Genomic DNA, 19,810 nt, shown 5'->3' with positions numbered 1-19,810 from the left:
CAGGCAAGCATCAGGCGGGTTTGCGGGCGGCGAGAATGAAGATCATCGGGCGTTCCTGCTCTTCGTCCAGCGCCGGGGTAGCGGCGATTTGCTGCGCGCTGGGGCCCCATTCGTTCAAATGCTGGATGATAAATCCTTGCTGCGCCAGCGGGTTGATATAGCTGCCGAGCGTGCGGTGCTGCTTGATGACGCCTTCCGCCAGCCAGTTGGAGACGCGCTGGCCTTCCCGCTGGTAGCCGTTGACCGGCCAGGATTTCTGCCCGTTGCCGTCGGTCAGCCAGCCCTGCTGCGCCGGGGCGGTGTAGATCGGGTGCTCGGCGGTGAAGATGAACTGCCCGCCGGGTTTCAGCGCGGCGTAAACCGTGGCGAACAGCGCGGCCAGATCCTCGAGGTAGTGCAGCGTCAGCGAGCTGTAGACCAGATCGTAACTTTCCGGCGGCAGCTGCAGCTGCGCCAAATCTTGCCGGCGGTACTCGATGCCCGCGTCGGCGGTCATCTCCCGCGCCTTGGCCAGCATCTTTTCCGAGACGTCCAGCCCCAGCACGCTGGCTGCGCCCTGTTCGCGCGCGCTGCGGCAAAACCAGCCGTAGCCGCAGCCGAGATCGACCACGCTTTTTCCCTGCAAGCCCGGCAGGATGCGGCGGATGGCGGGCCATTCCGGCGCGCCGTCCAGACCGTGCTGCGAGCGGCTGAGCTGCGCGTAGCCGTCGAAGAAGGCCTGATTGTCATAGATGTTTTGCGTCATGATGACTCCTTGGGATGAATGACGGCGGCGGAATGCCGCTGCCATACTCTGCATATTGCTGCATAATTCTACGCTGACAACATGAATAACGGGAATGACGATGGACATGATTTCGGTGCGGCAAGCGCCCGAGCTGGCGCCGCGCGCCATTGCATATTTTCAGCGGCACTGGGCCACGGCAGAGACGCTGATGATGTATGAAGACGCTATCAACCGCAGCCTCGGCGCCGCCAACCCGCTGCCGCAGTGGTACCTGCTGATGGAAAATGACCAGATCCTCGGCTGTGCGGGGCTGATTACCAACGACTTTATCAGCCGCGGCGAGCTGTATCCCTGGTTGTGTGCGCTCTACGTAGAGGAAACGCAGCGCGGCCGGGGCTGCGGCGCCAAGCTGATTGAGCATGTGGCGGCGGAAACTCGCCGGTTGGGCTTCCCGCAGCTGCACCTGTGCACCGATCTGAAAGGGTACTACGAGCGCAGCGGTTTCGTTTATAACGGGCTTGGGTATCACCCCTGGGGCGAGGCCTCGCGGGTCTATTCGCGGGTGCTGTGATTGCCGCCGCCGTGTAAGACAAACCTGACTTTTCATTCACCTCATCGCGCATCGCGGGTTACACTGGCCGCTTGTTCGCAACCGACCGGGTTAATTCACCGCTGCGATGAGAGTGCCACGCCAGCTACAGCAACGCTTTGCCGCCTGCATCGCCATTATGGCGGTGCTGTTGCTGTTTGTTGCGCCGGTGGTGTCGAAATCGCTGATGCACCATCAGATGATGAGCGGCATGGCGCAGCCGGCAGCTACCATGCAGCATGAGATGCACGGAATGGTGATGCCCGCCGCCGAACATGCCGGCCACCATGGCATGGATCCGGCAGAGATGATCTTCTGCGGCTATTGCGAGCTGCTGATCCACGTGCCGCTGCTGCTGTGGGCATTCGTCCCGCTGCTGTGGCTGATGACGCGCATCGCGCGCCTGCCTTGCGCGCCGCGCATCGTCCCCCCGCCCCTTCGGCGCCTTACTCTGCGGCCGAGCCCGCGCGGGCCGCCCGGCCAGCCGTTTTTCCCTAATGCTTGATCATGGGTAACGCCGTTCGTATCGCTGCGGACGGTTTGCCTGCGCGCACAGTTTGAAAAACGAGAAAGGCCATGTCTTCAATAACCAAAACTCCACCTGCCGCATCGCCGCGTGGCGCGATGCTGAACCTGATCAGACGGCTGCATTTCTATATCGGCCTGCTGGTTGCCCCTTTTATTTTTGTCGCCGCACTGACCGGCACGCTGTATGTGCTGACCCCGCAGCTTGAAGAGGCGCAGTATCGCGATGCGCTTTTCACCGAACCGCACGGGCAGGCGAGATCGCTGGCTGATCAGATCGCGGCTGCCCGCCGTGAGGCGGGTGCCGAGGCGCGCATTTACGCCGTGCGCCCGGCGCCCAGCGCAACGGACACCACTCGCGTGCAGTTCGTGAGTGCCGATCTGGGCGCTTCCGAGTCGCGCGCGCTGTTTGTCGATCCTTACACGTTGGCGATCAAGGGCGACATGACGGTGTACGGCACCTCCGGCGTACTGCCGCTGCGCACCTGGCTGGACAAGCTGCACAGCAGCCTGCTGCTTGGCGATCTGGGCCGCAACTACAGCGAGCTGGCGGCTTCCTGGCTGTGGGTGGCCGCGCTGGGCGGCGTGGCGCTGTGGCTGGCGACGCGGCCGAAGCGCAAGCTGAAAAGGGTGAAAGGGGGCTTCGCCGCTAACCGCCAGTGGCATATCACGCTGGGCGTAGCGCTGCTGGCCGGGCTGCTGTTCTTCTCGGCTACCGGGCTGACCTGGTCGCAGTGGGCCGGCGGCAACATCGACGCGCTGCGGGCCAACCTGGGCTGGCTGACGCCGCAGGTCAACGCCAGCCTGCAGGCCGATGCGCCGCAGATGCCGGCCGATCCGCACGCCGAGCACCGCGGGATGATGCCTGGCATGAAGATGGGCCCTGCCGCGCAAAGCAATGCGCTGAACGGCGATTGGGATCGGGCGCTGCACGCCGCGCGCGCCGCCGGAATAGACGCCGCTAAGGTCGAGCTTCGCCAGCCGAAAGGCGAGGGCAAAGCCTGGACGGTGACCGAAGTGGATCGCAGCTGGCCGACGCAGGTGGACTCGGTCGCCATCGCGCCGCAAAGCTTCGCCGTCGTCGACCAGGTACGGTTCGACACCTTCCCGCTCATCGCCAAGCTGACCCGCTGGGGTATCGACGCCCACATGGGTATTCTGTTCGGCTTGCCGAATCAGCTGCTGCTGGCGGCGTTTGGCCTTGGGCTGTGCCTGACGATCGTGTTGGGTTACCGCATGTGGTGGCTGCGTCGCCCGGCGGCGGGTGCGCAGCATCCGGTGCATACGCTGGTCGCCGCCTGGCTGGCGCTTTCCCTGCCGTCGCGCGCCGTTACGCTGCTGGTCGCAGCGGCGCTGGGTTATTGTCTGCCGGTGATGGGCGTGAGCTTCGCGGCGTTGCTGCTGGTGGACGTATGGCGCTGGCGCGCCCAGCGGCAAGGCTTGCGGGGCGAAACGCCGGAAGCGGCCGCCCGCCGCGCCGAGGTGCGCAAGTTCCGCGCGGCGGTGGCGACGGTGGCGGTGGTGGTTGGCTGCGTGATGGGCCGGGCGATCCTCGGCGGCACCGTCGAGCAGTTTCAGCTGCCGATCGGCGCCTGGAGCGCCCAGATGGTGATTATGCAGAGCCTGATGGTGCTGCTGTATACGCTGGTATTCACCCTGCTGCTTTCCATTCCGCTGTGGTATTTCTTCCTGGGGGAAAAAGAGGGGCGGTGAGGTATTTTGCGCTGATGTGATGCGTTAAACCCCGCTGTGGCGGGGTTTTTTTTGGCTATATCAGCCGGTGTGCGTGCAGTTTGACGCTTTCCATGATGCTGTCCATCGTCACCTGCACGCGGTGCGGCAACACGCCGCGCCGGCGGTAGATCAGGTAGGCCTGCATATCGATGCCGCGCTCGCGCGCCAGGCAGGGCAGAAGAGTGCCTGCATCGAGCTCGGCGGCGACGGAATAATATGGGGCGTAGACGATGCCCAGGCCCTGTTTGGCCAGCTCGATCGCCGGCAGAATGTTATCACAGACGCTGGCGCCGTTGATCTCGACCTGCACCAACTCCCCCTGCGCACTGTAGCCGCTCCAGGTATTGCGAATGCCGCCCAGCATGCGCAAGGTAATGCAGCGATGCTGCGACAGTTCATCCAGCTCATTCAGCGGCGAGCGGGCGATGTAATCCGGCGCGGCGAACAGCCCGACGCGAAAACGGGTAAAGGGCCTGGCGATCAGGCTTTCGTTTTGCGGCTGGAAGAAGCTGATCAGCAAATCGCAGTCGCTGTCGAACACCGCACCATACTTTTTTTCGCGTTCATCGGGATTGCGGGTCACCAGATCGACCGTCAGTTCCGGTGCGGCATGCAGCAGCGGCGGCAGCAAATAGCTGGCCAGGAACGCGTGGATACCGATCGGCGCGCCGAGCGTGACCATGCCGCTCAGGCTGCGTTTATAGGTGCCGGACATATCGAGCAGATCGCTATGCTCGTCCAGCAGCAGTACGGCGCGGCGCAAGAATTGTTCGCCGAACTCGGTCAGCGCCAGCGCACGCGGGCTGCGCAGGAACAGTTCCAGCCCGAGCCGTCGCTCCAGCGCGGTGAGGGCGCGCGACACGTTAGACTGCGGCATATCCAACAGCTGTGCCGCTTTGCTGACGCTCGCCGTTTCGGCAATGACGCGGACAATCCTGAGTTCTTCAATGCGGAAGTCTTTCTCTTTCACTGGCCGGCTCGCATGAGTTTGTATATCAAAAATGATATACACCTTTGGCGGCATTGTCATATGACTTATCACGGGTGGGTGGGTATCATTCGATTTGATTATTTGCTATCCACAAAAATAAAGAGAAATCCGTCAATGAAAGTGACAAGAGCGGTTATTTTACCTGCGCTGTTATTACTGGCCGCGTGCTCGTCCGCCGTGACCGAAAAAGAAAAATACTCGACCTTTCTGACCAATTATGACGATATCAATAAAGGTCAATCCGCGTCCGGCAAAGACGTTTTATATTGGAAAGATCAGAGCGTCGATTTTTCCCGTTATCAATATTTGGTTTATCAACCGATGATCTATTTCCCGCGGCCGAAACCGAGCGAAATGGTGAGTCAACGCGCGCTCGACAATATCCTGAATTACACCAACCAGCAGTTTAAGCAGGCGATGGGCACCCACTTTACGCTGGTGGACATGCCGCGCGAGCATACCCTGATTTTCCGCGGCGCCATCACAGCGATCGACACGCAGAAGAAAGGGCTGCAGGTCTATGAAGTCTTGCCAATCACGCTGCTGATCGCCGCGACGCAAAGCGTAACCGGGCACCGTACTATGGAGAGCGCGGTCTATATGGAAGGCGAGTTTATCGATGCCGCGACCAATCAGCCAGTGATTAAAGTGGTACGTAAGGCTTCGGGAGAAAATCTTAATAATGAGAAAGCACAGCTGAAAGTCACCGACGTGAAGAACGCCATCGATACCATCGCCAACGACATCAGACAATATAACACGCTATAGAGATTATTTATTTCCATTATTCTCAACCAGGACTTTACATGTTTCTTAACTATTTTGCTTTAGGCGTACTGATTGCGGTATTCCTGATATTATTCTACGGCGTCATTATTATTCATGACATTCCTTATTTGCTGGCGAAAAAGCGCCGGCACCCGCATCAGGATGCGATTCACGTTGCCGGTTGGGTCAGCCTGTTTACGCTACACGCCATTTGGCCACTGCTGTGGATCTGGGCGACGCTCTATCGGCCGGAACGCGGCTGGGGCATGAGTGAAAGGCCGGAACCCTCAACGGATCTGCAGGTGCGCATCGCACTGCTCGAAGCGGAATTACAACGCCTGCAGGAAAAGCCGACGGCGGTTCCCGGCCCCACGGTAAGTTGAGCGTAGCCTATGGATTTGCTCATTATTCTCAGCTACGTGGCGCTGAGCTACGGTGTATTTAAACTGTTCCGCATTCCGGTCAACAAATGGACCGTGCCGACCGCCGTACTCGGCGGGATCGTTATCGTCGGCGCGTTGATTCTGACGATGAACTACAATCATCCGTACAGCGATCGGGCGCAGAAAATTGCCGTGTCGGTGCCGATGGTGCCGCAGGTCTCGGGCATGATCGTTGAGGTGACGGAGAAAACCAACGTGCTGCTGCGCAAAGGCGAGGTGCTGTTCCGGCTCGACGACAGCCGCTACCGCGCGCGGCTCACCAGGCTGGAGGCGGATCTGGCCGGGGCGGAGGCGGAGATCAGAACGCGCCGGGCGGCGCTCAGCGAGTCCGCTGCCAACGTGCAGCGGGCGAACGCGGAATACGAGCGTGCCCGTAAGGATTACCAGCGCTACGCGAAAGGGGCGGCCATGCCAGTCAATCCGTTTTCGGAGCAGGACGTCAGCCATGCGCAGCAACAGTACCAGGCGCAATCCGCCGCACTGCAGGCGGCGAAAGCCCAGTTCCAACAGGAACAGGCTCGGTTGTCCGGGCGCTATGACGGCGAAGACGCCACGATAGCCAGCCTGAAATCGCAAATAGCCGAAGCGCGTTACAACCTGGAACAAACGGTGCTGCGTGCGCCGAGCGATGGCTATGTCACGCAGGTGCTGGCGCGGCCGGGCACGGCGGCGGTTCGCTTGCCGTTCAAACCGGTGATGATCTTTATCCCGCAGCAAAAGCGCCAGGTGGTGGCGGTATTCCGCCAGAACGCCATCCTGCGCTTGGCGCAGGGGGATCAGGCTGAAGTGGTGTTTAACGGTTTGCCGGGACAGGTTTATGGCGGCACCGTGAGCCGGGTGTTGCCGGCGATACCGGACGGCAGCTACCAGGCCAGCGGCGCACTGCAGGGCCTGAGCGCCACGCCGGGCCGGGAAGGGGTGTACGTAATGATCGATCTGGCAGCCAACCCGGATCTGGATCATCTGCCCGACGGCGTGAGCGCCCAGGCGGCGGTCTATACCGGGCACTTCGAGCACGTCTCCGTGATGCGCAAAGTGCTGCTGCGCATGACCAGCTGGCTGTATTACCTCTATCTGGACCACTAGCCTGCATCGGCCCGGAACAGCCCGGGTCGTGGGGCGAGCCTTCGGGATACGACAAAAACAAAAAAGCCCGCAACCGAAGTTGTGGGCTTTTTCGCTATTATCGCCGGGTCTATCTGGTTCACTGGCGACGTATTTGGTGGAGCTGGCTGAAAGCGACACCAAATACTAACTGTCTGATTCTTTGAGCAATGTAGCGGGAATCAATGTCACAGGAGTATGTCACAAAAGTTAGCGCTGCTTCAAGTCTCAAAGTGCTGTTTATAAGAACAGTGCTTTCTATGATCTGCATCACGAATAGTTCTTGCAATGATGTTGTTAATGAAATTTTTCTGCAATACTATATGTAGTTGTGGTTGTTTCTAAGTTGTCAATATATTGTATTTCTATTGGAGATATTCTATGGCTATTAACAAAAAACAATCCTCACCTAAGCTTGCTTCTCAAGCCGCGAAGGCCCTACAAAATGACAGTTCCTCTGAAATTAAGAAGAAGCTTGCTGCTTCTGTAGTTGCTCAAGCCCGTACAGGTAAGCAAACTGGTGCAGAAATGGAGACGATAGCTTCCGATGTTATGAAGAGTTCGAAGTACAGCGAGGAAACCAAAAGTTTTGCAGCCTCACTGTTGTCGCAATCGAATAAACCTCGTTAAGCACCACTAAGGAATCGATAAGTGGCAAGGACTGAAGAGCAGCGAGCTCAGGCAACATCAATTTTCGCAACTTACAAAGCAGAAGTTGATAAGCGTGAGCTCTCTAATACTGACAACTATGATAAGAACATTCTTACATTGTCATCTGCTGGCCTTGCCATCTCATTAACTGTCTTTAAAGATATAGCACCTCATGACCAAACTGCATATATGTGGCTGCTTTACTCTGCATGGATATTCTTTGGTTGTGCAATATTAGCAACAATATTTAGTTTCTCGATTAGTAACGCAGCATTGAGGGCTGAGTTAGAAATTGCTCATAAATACTACATCGAAGAAGATGAAAGTGTCTTTGGGAAGGTAAGCCTAGAATCAAAGATATTGAACTGGGTGAACAGATTTTCAGGTGGTTTTTTTGTTTTAGCTATAATCTCGGTCATAACATTTGGAGTGATCACCTTTGATAGAAAAATAGAGGTTAGCAAAAGCGATATGGTTAAAAAAACGCAGCAAATTAACAACGATGGGTTGCCGCCACCAATGATGCAAAGAGTGCCTATTGATAAAGGTGCTACGGTCCCATTAATGCAACCGGTAACGCAAACAAATCAGACGGTTCCACCAGCTACTGATGGCACATCTTCGCCTGCAACACCAGCTGATCCTGCTAAAAACTAAGGTAACGTTAGGAGCTAATTTGAACGATAAATCTAAGGTAATACATACAGGCATGGGAATGGATGGAGCAATGATGCCTTCTATGCAGCGTGTATTTGTAGGAAATGGTGCAAATGTTCCTCAGATGCAGGCAATTCCTACCACTCCAGCTACGCAACAATCATCTGAAGGGGCTGCACAACAACCTTCCGCAACTTCATCTAGCAACCAAAATAACAAATAAGGAGTTTGATGATGAGTTCCAATAATTACAAAACAGTTCGTATTGGCGATGGTGCCATATCACCTAAGATGATTAAAGTATCTAACTCTAATATTGAGAAACATGGTGCAACGATGCCGAAAATGCAGCCAGTCCCCAGTCAATCATCAGGTTCAGTTCCTTCACCGACTAAAACAACGAACAATAAGCAGTAGCCAATTTATCTAAACGAGCCTTTGCAATGAAGTAAAGGCTTGCTTCAGCATGTGCTAATGATTCCGCATTCGTTTTCATTATGATACAAGAAGGAAGACTGGACGCGAATTCAACTCCCCTCACCAAGCTGAATTCTTATATGAGACTGGGGATTGATTCGTAGAGATTGCCCATTGGGATAGAAGCGAACCAAGGTATCCATTGATACGACAATGAAATCAAAGAATAACAGTAAGTTACTTTTACTCTTCGATTCCGGTTGTCTCACTCTTTTGTACTACTAATCAAGCAGGTGTCAGTAGTATGAATCTTCGATTTTGTTCAATAGCTGAGTGAATCTGAGATGCTCATAGAATTGATTACGGTACTCGTTAAACTTGGCCCCTGTATCTGACCTGCTCCCCGTTGATTAATACACACCGATGTTAGTAATGTCTTCATAAGCCACATGAGGACATCCCCATGAAGAAGCGTTTTTCCGACGAACAGATCATCAGTATCCTCCGCGAGGCTGAAGCCGGGGTTTCTGCCCGTGAGCTCTGCCGTAAGCACGCCATTTCCGACGCCACCTTTTACACCTGGCGTAAGAAGTATGGCGGTATGGAGGTATGGAGGTGCCCGAGGTTAAGCGCCTGAAGTCGCTTGAGGAAGAGAACGCCTGGCTCAAGAAGCTGCTTGCCGAAGCCATGCTGGATAAGGAGGCGCTTCAGGTGGCTCTGGGGCGAAAGTACTGACGACAGGCTAGAAGCGGGAAGCCGTGGTGTTGATGTGTGATGTGACCGGTCTGTCGCAACGTCGTGCCTGCCGACTTACAGGTTTGTCCCTGTCGACCTGCCGTTATGATGCTCAGCGTCCGGCTGCTGATGCACATTTATCAGGGCGTATTACTGAGCTGGCGCTTGAACGCAGACGTTTTGGTTATCGGCGCATCTGGCAGTTGCTGCGTAGGGAGGGCCTTCACGTCAATCACAAGCGGGTATACCGTATTTACCACCTTAATGGACTGAGCGTAAAACGCAGACGACGCCGTAAAGGGCTGACGACCGAACGGTTTCCGCTTCTACGCCCGGATGCACCGAACCTTACATGGTCGATGGATTTCGTTATGGACGCACTGGCCAACGGTCGCAGGATCAAGTGCCTGACCTGTGTGGATGATTTCACGAAGGAGTGTCTGACGATCACCGCTGCTTTCGGTATTTCAGGCGTTCAGGTCACGCGTATTCTGGACAGCATCGCGTTGTTTCGGGGGTATCCGACGACAATAAGAACCGATCAGGGCCCGGAATTTACCTGCCGCACGCTCGATCAATGGGCCTTTGAGCATAGTGTGGAACTACGGCTTATCCAGCCAGGTAAGCCAACGCAGAACGGATTTATTGAGAGTTTTAACGGACGCTTTCGCGATGAGTGTCTGAATGAACACTGGTTCAGCGATATTCTTCATGCCCGGAAAACGATTAATGACTGGCGGCAGGATTATAACGAGTGCCGTCCCCATTCATCGCTGGATTACCAGACACCAGCTGAATTCGCAACGGACTGGCGAAACAGGAAATATGAAGAAAAACCAACCGACATTACTAACTGAAGGTTGTATCTAATCCTAGGGGCAGGTCAGATCGCACTGCGTTAAAGGGTTTGTGCTTAACTTGTTGAAATTTATGGTTTAAATGTCAATTTCGTGGATCGTGGGATGCCTTGAGCGGATCGCGTGGAGACACCGCTAGAACGCGGCAGACCAGACTCCGCAGGGGGGTGGGGGCCGTTTAGCTATTTTGGTAAAACTGAAATCTATATCATTAGGCCAAGGCCCCAAATGAAGATATAGGCAAAAGCGATCCAGGCGAATATGTGGGGAAAGTAGTGAAAACCTATGATAGAGGTATCAAAAATTCTTGGTACTAATACCTTGATTTCAAACCAAATACATTTCCAATAACCACGGCTTAGCGGTGTTACAACTCCATTATTAATATTGACGGCAACAGGGCCAAAGTGAACGTATAGCCCATTGTCGTTTACGTCATTTCCAAAATATTGAAACATGAATAAACGCTTATAAAACATTCTCTTATAAAGAATATGATTGTGTGGAGCTTCCCGTGGGATTTCTGCATGAGGCCACCCCCATTTTACTATCCCATTTGCACCAGGTAAGCCGAACAAATTAGGAGGGAATACAGATCGGGCAAGTTCGGAAGCATTGACGCCTTTGAGCAATAAAGCGTCAATTGTTGGCTTGTTAGCGTCCCGAGATAACACAAAAAAACGCTGCCAGCTATAGAGCCAAAAAGCAATCAATATGATAGGAGCAACATGTAGAGAGGTTAATTTTAGCCCCAGATTGCCGATCGGGATGGAGTCGGCGAAAGATGCCCAACCTCCTAAAAAGAGAATGAGGCCAGCTGAGGATAAGATTAATCGTGTGCTGGCTGTTTTAATATCTTCCATGTTGTTTCCCCTTTGCTTTCTCAAAGTCATCATAGCATCGCGCTCTTGTTTTAACTGCCATGTCCAGTGCATTAGTGATTTTTACGGAAAGAGTATTACTATGAGGAAAACCATCATCACTCTTATTTATTCGAAACTCTGCTAAACACTCTAGAGATAATAAAAGGCTTTTTTCTGATAGATGGCTTATTTCATTGAAAATGTTAGATGGTAGTTGACCCGGTCTACGCCACCAGTCTTTTACGAATGACTCTAATTTATATAGTGAATCATAATAATTTATTAACTTAATGGCCTTTTCTCCATCCAAATATTTGGCTTGTGGTGCGTTGGGATATAGGAGAGGAAGGTAGGGGATAAAATCTTCTTTTTGATCGCCTAAGTTTACCAAGTCGTGAATTTCGTGGTTAAGCGGCTGCCCTAAATCAGCATTCTTATTATTTTCAGTCTCATTCATACTATAGTTGATTATTGCTCGTTCTTGAATGTAGAGGACTCTTGATATTGTTCTTAACAGTTCGGGAGTTAAGAACTTTATAGCATCTCTTTCTTTCTGTATCTTTGATTCAATCTCTCTTTTACGGGAGTTAAAATCCGAAATCCAAGCACCCAGTAATGAAGCGCTGGCACCGAATAAGGCACCAGATACAGCAGCAAAGTTCATTGTTAAAAGGAAGATTATGCCTAACAGGAATAAAATTAATGATGGTCCTAAATGTGGGTTGGCTATGAAAAAATTGAGAACACAATTCTTTGTGGCTTTTAAGTTCATATTAATCATCCATGTCATATTTTGAGGATAAATAGTTGTGGTAACTACATAACCCTTCATTATCTTGTTCATCTTGTGTAAGCATTTCACCGCAAATCGAACATGATTTACGTTCTAAAACACATTCGCACCATCTACAACTTTGTTCAGCTATTAAAAAAGTTTCATGTCCACATTGATAGCACATTTCATATGTAGGCTCATCTCCATCTGGAGGCCAATAAAAGAACTCACGTTGCAAAGCCTCTATTAATAAAGGCGCTATCAACTCGGTTTCCCCACAGGAAGTACAAATGAAATTAAATAAATTCTCATCCTCAGAAACAGTTTCGCCAGCAGCTAAATTCATATGTGAAGCATTCAAAAGCTTGGAGCCGCACTCTGGGCAGCTACAATGTTCAAGATACTCTTCCATACCAGCTGGGACTCCAGCCTTTTCCCAAGAAGATAGGCTGTTAATGAGTTGCTGAGAGAAAAACTGTTTGTGTTTGAGCATTGTGTCCCATGCAGAACCTAGTACGTTCTGTGGAAAATCATGAAGCTCACTTGTAATGAAATCTCGTACAACAGGGAATAAATCAGCAACAAATTCTGCTACTTCACCAAGTGAATTGTTAGGGTGCAAATGCTCTAAATGGTTTCGGCATTCCTGAAGTTTTTCGACAACAGTCCAATCAACGGTAACCCCAAAATTTTTAAAGCGTTCTTTAATTTCGGAAACATCGATAGTGCTTTTCTTAAATCTGCCTTCAGGTTGCCAAGTCACTCCACCGCTACCATCTGGATGAGGCAATATTTTGTTAGGAGGACTATGGATTAATTCATAAGCCAGCTCATCAGTGTTCACTGATATGGCTATTTTGTATTTGAAAAGCAATAACAATCCAGCATGAAGATTGCGAACGGATGAAAGTGCTCTAAAAGGGTTGCCGCCATCGCTTTCGGGGAGTTGGGATAGTTTGAAGTCTTCAATGCCGAGTTGTATCGATACAATCGCATTCTCATAAAGCTTTTTTGCATCTAACTTTTTTGCTGCACTTTTCATATGAGGTCAATCCTTTTGATAGGACTAAACGCTAGAATCTCTGCCGCCATTTTGTCGCCACTTGCAAGAAAAAGGGGCTACGTTTTCACGTAACCCCTTGTTTTATTTGGTGGAGCTGGCGGGAGTTGAACCCGCGTCCGAAATTACTACACCGTCGGCACTACATGCTTAGTCCAATCTTTACATTCGCCGGCCAGCTGCGGATGGACACGCTACTGACAGACTAGCCTGATTGAGTTTAACGCTTCGGCCCCAGGCAGGACGTCCACGCGATCTCTTTTGGGTTTGACCTCTCTTGATCCCCGTCCTAAGAGCGGAGGCTAGGGAGAGAGGGCTCTAAGCAGGGTATTAAGCTGCTAAAGCGTAGTTTTCGTCGTTTGCGACTATTTTTTTGCGGCTTTTTACGAGGCCAACCGCCCCTCGGCATGCTCCTAGGGCTTCGCAAATCCCGTCGAATCCAGAATCAGCCCCAAGTAACTTTGTGCAGTATACCAGAAGTTTACCTCGATAAGCCAGCGGCTTAACGATTGGCGTGCTTCATGATACGGGCTTTCGCCGTCTGCCATTCGCGATCTTTGATGTCATCGCGTTTGTCGTGCTCTTTCTTGCCTTTGGCTACGCCGATCTTGATCTTGCTCCAGGCATTTTTCCAATACAGGGACAAGGCCACCACGGTGTAACCCTCGCGGTTGACGCGGCCGAGCAGGGTGTCCAGCTCGCGTCGGTTCAGCAGCAGTTTACGGGTACGCGTCGGATCGCACACCACATGCGACGAAGCCACGTTGAGCGGGGTGATGGTGGCGCCAAACAGGTAGGCTTCACCGTCACGGAACGTCACGTAGCTGTCGCTGAGGTTGGCTTTGCCTGCACGCAGCGATTTAACTTCCCACCCTTGCAGCGACAGGCCCGCCTCGAACTCTTCTTCAATGAAGTATTCGAAACGTGCGCGCTTGTTTTGGGCAATGGTGGCGGAACCGGGTTTGTGTGCTTTTTTCTTTGTCATAGTGCGTTCATTATACTGGATGCTTCAGCGAAAGAAATCCTTTCCCGTTCAGCACCTGCGCAATTTTTCGCATTTTTGGTTCCCTCATCCCTTAGCAGATTTTTTGTTTGCCGCCAGATAAATGGTATTATCTGTACGTTTTATGTCTTACAGGAAATGATATGCCCCAGATCAGTCGGTCTGCATTAGTGCCGTTCAGCGCCGAGCAGATGTATCAGTTGGTTAACGATGTTCATTCTTATCCCGATTTTCTGCCAGGCTGCACCGGCAGCCGGGTGCTTAACGCTACCTCCAACGAGATGACCGCCGCGGTGGACGTCGCCAAGGCCGGTATCAGCAAGACCTTCACCACGCGCAATACGCTGCTGGATAACCAGAGCATCAATATGCAGCTGGTTGATGGCCCGTTCCGCAAGCTGATGGGCGGCTGGCAGTTCACGCCGCTGAGCGAAGAGGCCTGCAAGGTGGAGCTGCACCTGGACTTCGAGTTCACCAACAAACTGATTGAGCTGGCGTTCGGCAAGGTGTTCAAAGAGCTGGCGGGCAGCATGGTGCAGGCATTCACCCAGCGGGCGAAAGAGGTCTACAGTGTCTGACATCCAGGTCGAGGTGGTGTACGCCTTGCCGGAGCGGCAGTACCTGCGCAAGGTGAAGCTGGCCGAGGGCAGCAGCGTCGAGCAGGCGATCCAGGCTTCGGGCCTGCTGGAGCTGCGCCAGGATATCGATCTCAAGAGCAACAAAATCGGCATCTACAGCCGCCCGGCCAAGCTGGGCGATACGCTGAACGACGGCGACCGGGTGGAGATCTACCGGCCCTTGATAGCCGATCCGAAAGAGCTGCGCCGGCAACGGGCAGAAAAGGCAAAAAAATAAGGCGCTTATAGCGCCTTATTTTTTTATCTGAAGCTGACTTTTTCTTCCGCGTTGCAGCCTGCGACTGTCATGAGGAACATCATGCCCCCTCATGGGCCGGAAGAGCGGGCGGCACCGATTACTTGGTCAGCGCCGGTTTGTTCTGGATGTCGGTCAACACGCCTGCGCTGTCGAAGGTCAGCGTCAGCGTCTGCTGGGTGATGTCTTCATGGCCAGGCTGCTGGCGGAACACATAGAACCACGTTTGCGTTCCGAACGGGTCTTGCAGCATTGGGGTACCCAATGTGTAAGCGACCTGTTGTTGGGTCATCCCTTTCTGGATTTTCGCCACGTCGGTCGACGTCAGGTAGTTCCCCTGGTTGATGTCAGGACGATAAACCACCTTTTCAAAAGTAGAACAGCCTGCAGTCAGCATCACAAGAACTACAGCGGCGGCAGTCAGCGTTTTACAGCGCATAGTAATCACATTCCTTTAGGGCATAGGATGCCGATGATAATAGACCTTGCGGCAGTTGGAAACCTTTATACCCTTCATCTTTCACGTTGCGACGCATTGGCTTTCCTTTAGCACCTCAAGCGCTTGGCCTTTTTCAGGCCGTTGAGATGGCTTTGGATCACCGCCGCGCCGCACTTTAGATATTTCTCGGGCCAACAGCGTCACTGTCAGACCGCAGGAAAGTGAAAAAGTTGAGCTTTTTTATGCGGCCAGCAGTTCTTTGGCGTTGGCCAGCGTATTGCGGGTGACTTCGCTGCCGCCGAGCAGGCGCGCCAGCTCCTGCAGCCGGGCGCGTTTATCCAGCGGCGCCATCTGGGTTTCGGTAACCGTGCCGTCGGTCTGCTTGCTGACGAACAGGTGCTGATGCCCGCATCCGGCCACCTGCGGCAGGTGGGTGACGCACATCACCTGGGTGGATTCGCCGAGCTGGCGCAGCAGGCGGCCGACGATGGCGGCGGTCGGGCCGCTGATACCCACGTCCACCTCATCGAAGATCAGCGCCGGGGTTTCCATCTTGCGGGCGGTGATCACCTGAATGGCCAGCGCGATGCGCGACAGCTCGCCGCCGGAGGCGACCTTCGCCAGCGGTTGCAGCGGTTGCCCCGGGTTGGTGGAGACGCAGAACTCGGTACGGCTGGCCCCTTCGGCGCTCAGATGCTGCGGTTCGAAGCGCACATCGATGTTGAACTTGCCGTGCGGCATGGAGAGCGCCTGCATGCTGTCGGTAATGAGCGTGGTCAGCTCGGCGGCGTAGTGCAGGCGTTTCTGGTGCAGCTCTTCCGCCAGCGCCAGCGCCTGCTGGTGATGCAGGGTGACCGCCTCGTTCAGGTGTTCATGATCGCTTTCCTGTTGAGACAGCAACTGCTGTTCATCCAGCAACTGCTGATGCAGCTGCGGCAGCTCCTCCGGCGCGACCTGATGTTTGCGCGCCAGGCTGATTTGGCGCGACAGGCGTTGTTCCAGCTCGTGCAGGCGGTTGGGATCGAGATCCATGCGATCGGCGTAATGGCGCAGCTCGTCGCTGGCTTCGCTGATCTGGATAGAGGCCTCTTCCAGCATGTCCAGCAGGCCGCTGAGCTTATCGTCCAACCCGGCCAGCTCAAGCAGCAGGTGTTTGGCGCTGTAAAGCTGGCTGAGCATGTTGTTCTCGTCGCTGTCGGCCAGCAGCTGCAGCGTCTGCTGGCTGAGGGTCAGCAGCTGGCCGCTGTTGGCCAGGCGCTTGTACTCGGCGTCGGTCTGCTCGAATTCGCCGGCCTGCGGCGCGAATTCGTTCAGCTCTTTCAATTGGTATTGCAGCAGCTGCTTGCGCGCTTCGCGCTCGATGGACTGCTGCTGATGGTGCGCCAGCTCGCGGCAGCTCTGGTGCCAGCGTTGGTAGGCCTGGCTCATCGCCGCCAGCAGGGCGGGTTCGTCGGCGTAGGCGTCGAGCAGCGCTTTTTGGTGCTCCGGCTTGAGCAGCAACTGATGGGCGTGTTGACCGTGGATTTGAATCAGGCGTTGCCCCAGCTCGCGCAGCTGCGACAGCGGCACGGCGGTGCCGTTGATAAAGCCGCGCGAACGGCCGTCGGCGTTGATCACCCGCCGCAGCAGGCATTCGTTGCTGTCGTCCAGCTGGTTCTGCTCCAGCCATTCGCGCGCGGACGGGGTGTCCGCCAGCGAGAAGCGGGCGCAGATATCGGCGCGGGCGGCTCCCAGGCGCACCACGTTGCCGTCGGCGCGGTTGCCGAGGCACAGCCCCAGCGCATCGATAGCGATGGATTTGCCGGCGCCGGTTTCACCGGTGATCGCCGTCATGCCCGGTTGAAAATCGATTTCCAACTCACGAACGATAGCAAAGTTGCTGATGGTTAATTGCGCCAGCATGGGAACCTTCCTGTGTATAAACACATAACTGTAGTTTCATACAGTATAAACTGGTTTTATATACAGTAAAGTGGCCGGCGCAGATTTTAGAACAATTTTTTCGACCAGCCCAACTTGGTGCTTAACGTGTTGAAATAGCTGTAGTCCTTCGGATGGATCAGATTCAGGTGGAAATCGCTGCGGCGGATCAGCACTTCTTCGCCTTCCTGGATCGGCAGCGCGATCTGGCTGTCGCAGCTGATCTCCAGATCGCTGCCGATCTGCGAGAATTTCAGGCGGATGGTGCTGTCGCCGTTGATCACCAGCGGCCGGGCGGAAAGGGTGTGCGGGAACATCGGCACCAGCGCGATCGCCTCCAGCGACGGGGTGAGGATCGGCCCGCCGGCGGAGAGCGAGTAGGCGGTGGAGCCGGTCGGGGTGGCGATGATCAGGCCGTCGGAGCGCTGCGAGAAGGCGAAGCGATCGTCGATGTACACCTCGAATTCGATCATGTGCGCCACTTTGCCGGGGTGCAGCACCACTTCGTTGATGGCGGTGCTGATGCGGCACTGCTGGTGCTCTTTATGCACGATGGTTTCCAACAGGAAACGCTGTTCGTCAATGTACTCGCCTTCCAGCACGTCCGCCAGCTGCTGCAGGGCGTTGTCGGGATCGAGATCGGTGAGGAAGCCGAGGTTGCCGCGGTTGACTCCGATCACCTTGATGTCGTAGCGCGCCAGCACGCGCGCGGCGCCGAGCATGTTACCGTCGCCGCCGACCACCACCGCCAGGTCGGCCCGCTGGCCGATATCCGCCAGGCTGCCGGTCACGGCGTCTTTCAGCCCCAAATCATGGGCGATTTGGCGTTCGACCATCACCGAATAGCCGCGGGCGACCAGCCAGTGGAACAGCATCTCGTGGGTTGCCAGCGCTGAAGGGTGACGCGGGTGGCCAACAATGCCAATACAGGTGAATTTTTTATTCATTTGCTGTGATTTTCCTCACCGGGATTCGTTTATGCCCCACATTGTGACCGGTTGACTTGAAACCCCGGTTTTGATCCCCATAATAAGCCAAGTTGCGAGATTAATGCTAAAACGCGGAGATATTCATGAGTAGTAAAGAACAGAAGACGCCAAACGAGCAAGTCTCGGAAGAAATGGAACAACACGCTCATCACGAGGATACGCTGCCGGAAGCGGCGGAAGGCGTCGATCTGCGCGATGCGCGTATCGCCGAACTGGAAGCCCAACTGGCGGAAGCTCAGCAGCACGAGCGCGACAGCCTGCTGCGCGCCAAAGCGGAAGCGGAAAACATCCGTCGCCGCGCCGAACTGGACGTTGAGAAAGCGCACAAGTTCGCCCTGGAGAAATTCTCCGGCGATCTGCTGCCGGTGATCGACAACCTGGAGCGCGCGCTGGATCTGGCGGATAAAAACAATCCGGAACTGGCCGCGATGATTGAAGGCATCGAGCTGACGCTGAAATCGCTGCTGGACGTGGTGCGCAAGTATGGCATCGAAATCGTCGGTGACGTCAACGTGCCGTTCAACCCGGAAGTGCATCAGGCGATGAGCATGATGGAATCCGCCGATCACCAGCCGAACCACGTGATGATGGTGATGCAAAAAGGCTACACGCTGAATGGCCGCCTGTTGCGTCCGGCGATGGTCGCGGTCTCCAAGGCCAAGGCGTAATCGCCCCGGCAACGATGTAAAGAAAGGCACCCAAGGGTGCCTTTTTTGTCTCTGGGCTACGCCTGCGGCAGACGCGGCATCCAGTCGATCGGCGTGAGCCCTTGCTGCTCCAGCAGCTGATTGGCCTGCGAGAAGTGGCGGCAGCCGAGGAAACCGCGGTGGGCGGAAAGCGGCGACGGGTGTGGCGCTTTCAGCACATGGTGGCGGTTGCGGTCGATAAAGTTGCCTTTCTTCTGCGCGTGCGAGCCCCACAGCAGGAACACCACGCCTTCGCGGTTCTCGTTCAGGGCGGCGATCACTTTATCGGTAAAGGTTTCCCAGCCCAGGTTGGCGTGCGAGTGCGCGCGGCCGCCTTCCACCGTCAGCACGGTGTTGAGCAGCAGCACCCCCTGTTCAGCCCAGCTTTGCAGGTAGCCGTGATCCGGGCGTTCGAAACCGGGAATGTCTGTTGCCAGCTCTTTATACATGTTCACCAGCGACGGCGGCGCCGGCACGCCGGGGCGCACCGAGAAAGAGAGACCGTGCGCCTGATTGGGGCCGTGGTAGGGATCCTGGCCGAGGATGACGACTTTGACGTCCGCCAGCTCGGTAAAGCGGAACGCGTTAAACACGTCTTTCTGCGGTGGATAAATGGTCTTACCGGCCTGGCGCTCAGCGGCAACAAAGGCGAGCGTTTCAACAAAATAGGGCTGCTCTTTCTCTTTGCCGATCACGTCATGCCAGGTGAGGGAGGTGGCCATAAACGCTCTCCTTTGTTTTCTTTAGCAATTCATGGGCTATAGCTTACCGTGTCGGCCCGCGCAGCGAAACCCGCTTTTCATTTCTCGCCGCCGTTTGTAATGCAATTATTTTTGAAAATTTACAAAAATAATTGTTTTTTAGCGCGACGGGAAAATTGATATAAAACATAAATTTGCCCCTTCACGCCCTGTGCCTACCCGGCAAAAATTGACTTTAATCAAAGAACTGGCCCGGTCAGGCTGGTATACAGAACAACAAGACAACAATGGTTTTACCAAATG

At 54.5% G+C, this 19,810-nt stretch carries 23 protein-coding genes, 1 other RNA gene and 1 pseudogene; 14 read left to right on the top strand and 11 right to left on the bottom strand.

Translation table 11 applies throughout. The features are described 5' to 3' along the window. Nucleotides 1-10 precede the first annotated feature (10 nt). Complete coding sequence (locus tag GT753_RS20015) at nt 11-745, bottom strand: bifunctional 2-polyprenyl-6-hydroxyphenol methylase/3-demethylubiquinol 3-O-methyltransferase UbiG (RefSeq protein ID WP_160125885.1); 735 nt, start codon at nt 743-745, stop codon at nt 11-13. 100 nt (nt 746-845) lie between these two features. On the opposite strand from GT753_RS20015, the gene GT753_RS20010 reads away from it, so the two are divergent. The 3 genes from GT753_RS20010 to GT753_RS20000 all read left to right on the top strand — a co-directional run bounded on the left by GT753_RS20010 (nt 846) and on the right by GT753_RS20000 (nt 3,554). Continuing rightward, on the top strand, nt 846-1,298 hold the full coding sequence (locus GT753_RS20010; protein WP_160125884.1) for a GNAT family N-acetyltransferase: 453 nt from the start codon (nt 846-848) through the stop codon (nt 1,296-1,298). Nucleotides 1,299-1,404: 106 nt separating this feature from the next. Then, the gene (locus GT753_RS20005; RefSeq protein ID WP_230858004.1) at nt 1,405-1,821 is read left to right on the top strand and encodes a DUF2946 domain-containing protein; all 417 of its coding nucleotides are present in this window, start codon (nt 1,405-1,407) and stop codon (nt 1,819-1,821) included. Between the two features lie 71 nt (nt 1,822-1,892). Beyond that, on the top strand, nt 1,893-3,554 hold the full coding sequence (locus GT753_RS20000) for a DUF2534 family protein (RefSeq protein WP_174242161.1): 1,662 nt from the start codon (nt 1,893-1,895) through the stop codon (nt 3,552-3,554). Nucleotides 3,555-3,609: 55 nt separating this feature from the next. Here the strand turns inward: GT753_RS20000 and GT753_RS19995 are convergent, their stop codons facing one another. Then, entirely contained in the window at nt 3,610-4,545 is a 936-nt protein-coding gene (locus tag GT753_RS19995; protein WP_160125883.1) for a LysR family transcriptional regulator, read from the bottom strand. Nucleotides 4,546-4,680: 135 nt separating this feature from the next. Here GT753_RS19995 and GT753_RS19990 point away from each other — a divergent pair, with 135 nt between their 5' ends. From GT753_RS19990 to GT753_RS19955, 8 genes and pseudogenes are all read left to right on the top strand, one after another. Further along, on the top strand, nt 4,681-5,334 hold the full coding sequence (locus GT753_RS19990) for a DUF3313 domain-containing protein (RefSeq protein WP_015378822.1): 654 nt from the start codon (nt 4,681-4,683) through the stop codon (nt 5,332-5,334). Between the two features lie 38 nt (nt 5,335-5,372). Then, nucleotides 5,373-5,717 carry a DUF3302 domain-containing protein gene (locus GT753_RS19985; RefSeq protein ID WP_076741045.1) on the top strand — a complete coding sequence of 115 codons (345 nt, stop codon included), beginning with the start codon at nt 5,373-5,375 and terminating at the stop codon, nt 5,715-5,717. Nucleotides 5,718-5,726: 9 nt separating this feature from the next. Further along, on the top strand, nt 5,727-6,863 hold the full coding sequence (locus GT753_RS19980) for an HlyD family secretion protein (protein ID WP_160125882.1): 1,137 nt from the start codon (nt 5,727-5,729) through the stop codon (nt 6,861-6,863). Between the two features lie 399 nt (nt 6,864-7,262). Next, nucleotides 7,263-7,511, top strand: coding sequence for a hypothetical protein (locus GT753_RS19975; protein ID WP_021241986.1), 249 nt, complete (start codon nt 7,263-7,265; stop codon nt 7,509-7,511). Between the two features lie 21 nt (nt 7,512-7,532). Continuing rightward, the gene (locus tag GT753_RS19970) at nt 7,533-8,189 is read left to right on the top strand and encodes a hypothetical protein (protein ID WP_160125881.1); all 657 of its coding nucleotides are present in this window, start codon (nt 7,533-7,535) and stop codon (nt 8,187-8,189) included. A gap of 19 nt (nt 8,190-8,208) precedes the next feature. After that, nucleotides 8,209-8,412 (top strand): hypothetical protein, encoded by a 204-nt coding sequence (locus tag GT753_RS19965; protein ID WP_160125880.1) that lies wholly within the window; start codon nt 8,209-8,211, stop codon nt 8,410-8,412. 8 nt (nt 8,413-8,420) lie between these two features. Next, a complete protein-coding gene (locus GT753_RS19960) occupies nt 8,421-8,606 on the top strand; it encodes a hypothetical protein (protein ID WP_160125879.1) in 186 nt (61 codons plus the stop codon). Between the two features lie 463 nt (nt 8,607-9,069). Continuing rightward, nucleotides 9,070-10,198 (top strand): annotated as a pseudogene (locus tag GT753_RS19955) (IS3 family transposase). 203 nt (nt 10,199-10,401) lie between these two features. Here GT753_RS19955 and GT753_RS19950 read toward each other — a convergent pair. The 5 genes from GT753_RS19950 to smpB all read right to left on the bottom strand — a co-directional run bounded on the left by GT753_RS19950 (nt 10,402) and on the right by smpB (nt 13,881). Beyond that, nucleotides 10,402-11,061, bottom strand: a complete 660-nt coding sequence (locus tag GT753_RS19950) for a hypothetical protein (RefSeq protein ID WP_160125878.1) — start codon at nt 11,059-11,061, stop codon at nt 10,402-10,404. Further along, nucleotides 11,048-11,833 (bottom strand): hypothetical protein, encoded by a 786-nt coding sequence (locus GT753_RS19945; RefSeq protein WP_160125877.1) that lies wholly within the window; start codon nt 11,831-11,833, stop codon nt 11,048-11,050. Before GT753_RS19945 ends, GT753_RS19950 begins: the two co-directional genes overlap by 14 nt. A 1-nt stretch (nt 11,834) precedes the next feature. Beyond that, entirely contained in the window at nt 11,835-12,878 is a 1,044-nt protein-coding gene (locus GT753_RS19940; RefSeq protein ID WP_071845369.1) for a hypothetical protein, read from the bottom strand. 107 nt (nt 12,879-12,985) lie between these two features. Beyond that, nucleotides 12,986-13,349, bottom strand: a transfer-messenger RNA (tmRNA) gene (ssrA, locus tag GT753_RS19935). 49 nt (nt 13,350-13,398) lie between these two features. Next, complete coding sequence (gene smpB, locus GT753_RS19930) at nt 13,399-13,881, bottom strand: SsrA-binding protein SmpB (protein WP_004929094.1); 483 nt, start codon at nt 13,879-13,881, stop codon at nt 13,399-13,401. A 161-nt stretch (nt 13,882-14,042) separates the two neighbouring features. Here smpB and GT753_RS19925 point away from each other — a divergent pair, with 161 nt between their 5' ends. Then, nucleotides 14,043-14,477: a type II toxin-antitoxin system RatA family toxin gene (locus tag GT753_RS19925; RefSeq protein ID WP_004929096.1), complete on the top strand. Its 435-nt coding sequence runs from the start codon at nt 14,043-14,045 to the stop codon at nt 14,475-14,477. After that, the gene (locus GT753_RS19920) at nt 14,470-14,754 is read left to right on the top strand and encodes an RnfH family protein (RefSeq protein WP_004929098.1); all 285 of its coding nucleotides are present in this window, start codon (nt 14,470-14,472) and stop codon (nt 14,752-14,754) included. The genes GT753_RS19925 and GT753_RS19920 overlap by 8 nt, the downstream gene beginning before the upstream one ends. Nucleotides 14,755-14,872: 118 nt before the next feature. Here the strand turns inward: GT753_RS19920 and bamE are convergent, their stop codons facing one another. The 3 genes from bamE to nadK all read right to left on the bottom strand — a co-directional run bounded on the left by bamE (nt 14,873) and on the right by nadK (nt 18,078). Next, entirely contained in the window at nt 14,873-15,211 is a 339-nt protein-coding gene (gene bamE / locus GT753_RS19915; RefSeq protein ID WP_004929101.1) for an outer membrane protein assembly factor BamE, read from the bottom strand. A 240-nt stretch (nt 15,212-15,451) separates the two neighbouring features. Further along, nucleotides 15,452-17,113, bottom strand: a complete 1,662-nt coding sequence (gene recN, locus GT753_RS19910; protein ID WP_004929104.1) for a DNA repair protein RecN — start codon at nt 17,111-17,113, stop codon at nt 15,452-15,454. A gap of 86 nt (nt 17,114-17,199) precedes the next feature. Continuing rightward, complete coding sequence (gene nadK, locus GT753_RS19905) at nt 17,200-18,078, bottom strand: NAD(+) kinase (RefSeq protein WP_015378817.1); 879 nt, start codon at nt 18,076-18,078, stop codon at nt 17,200-17,202. A 125-nt stretch (nt 18,079-18,203) separates the two neighbouring features. On the opposite strand from nadK, the gene grpE reads away from it, so the two are divergent. Then, nucleotides 18,204-18,788: a nucleotide exchange factor GrpE gene (gene grpE, locus GT753_RS19900; protein ID WP_025159545.1), complete on the top strand. Its 585-nt coding sequence runs from the start codon at nt 18,204-18,206 to the stop codon at nt 18,786-18,788. A 56-nt stretch (nt 18,789-18,844) separates the two neighbouring features. Here grpE and ung read toward each other — a convergent pair whose 3' ends face one another. Further along, nucleotides 18,845-19,528, bottom strand: coding sequence for a uracil-DNA glycosylase (gene ung, locus GT753_RS19895; protein ID WP_004929112.1), 684 nt, complete (start codon nt 19,526-19,528; stop codon nt 18,845-18,847). Nucleotides 19,529-19,810: the final 282 nt, after the last annotated feature.

The organism is Serratia sp. Z4, from assembly GCF_009900725.1.
Taxonomy (GTDB): domain Bacteria; phylum Pseudomonadota; class Gammaproteobacteria; order Enterobacterales; family Enterobacteriaceae; genus Serratia; species Serratia nematodiphila.
Note: the sequence above shows the minus strand (reverse complement) of the source record. Positions and strands in the feature narration are given on the sequence as shown.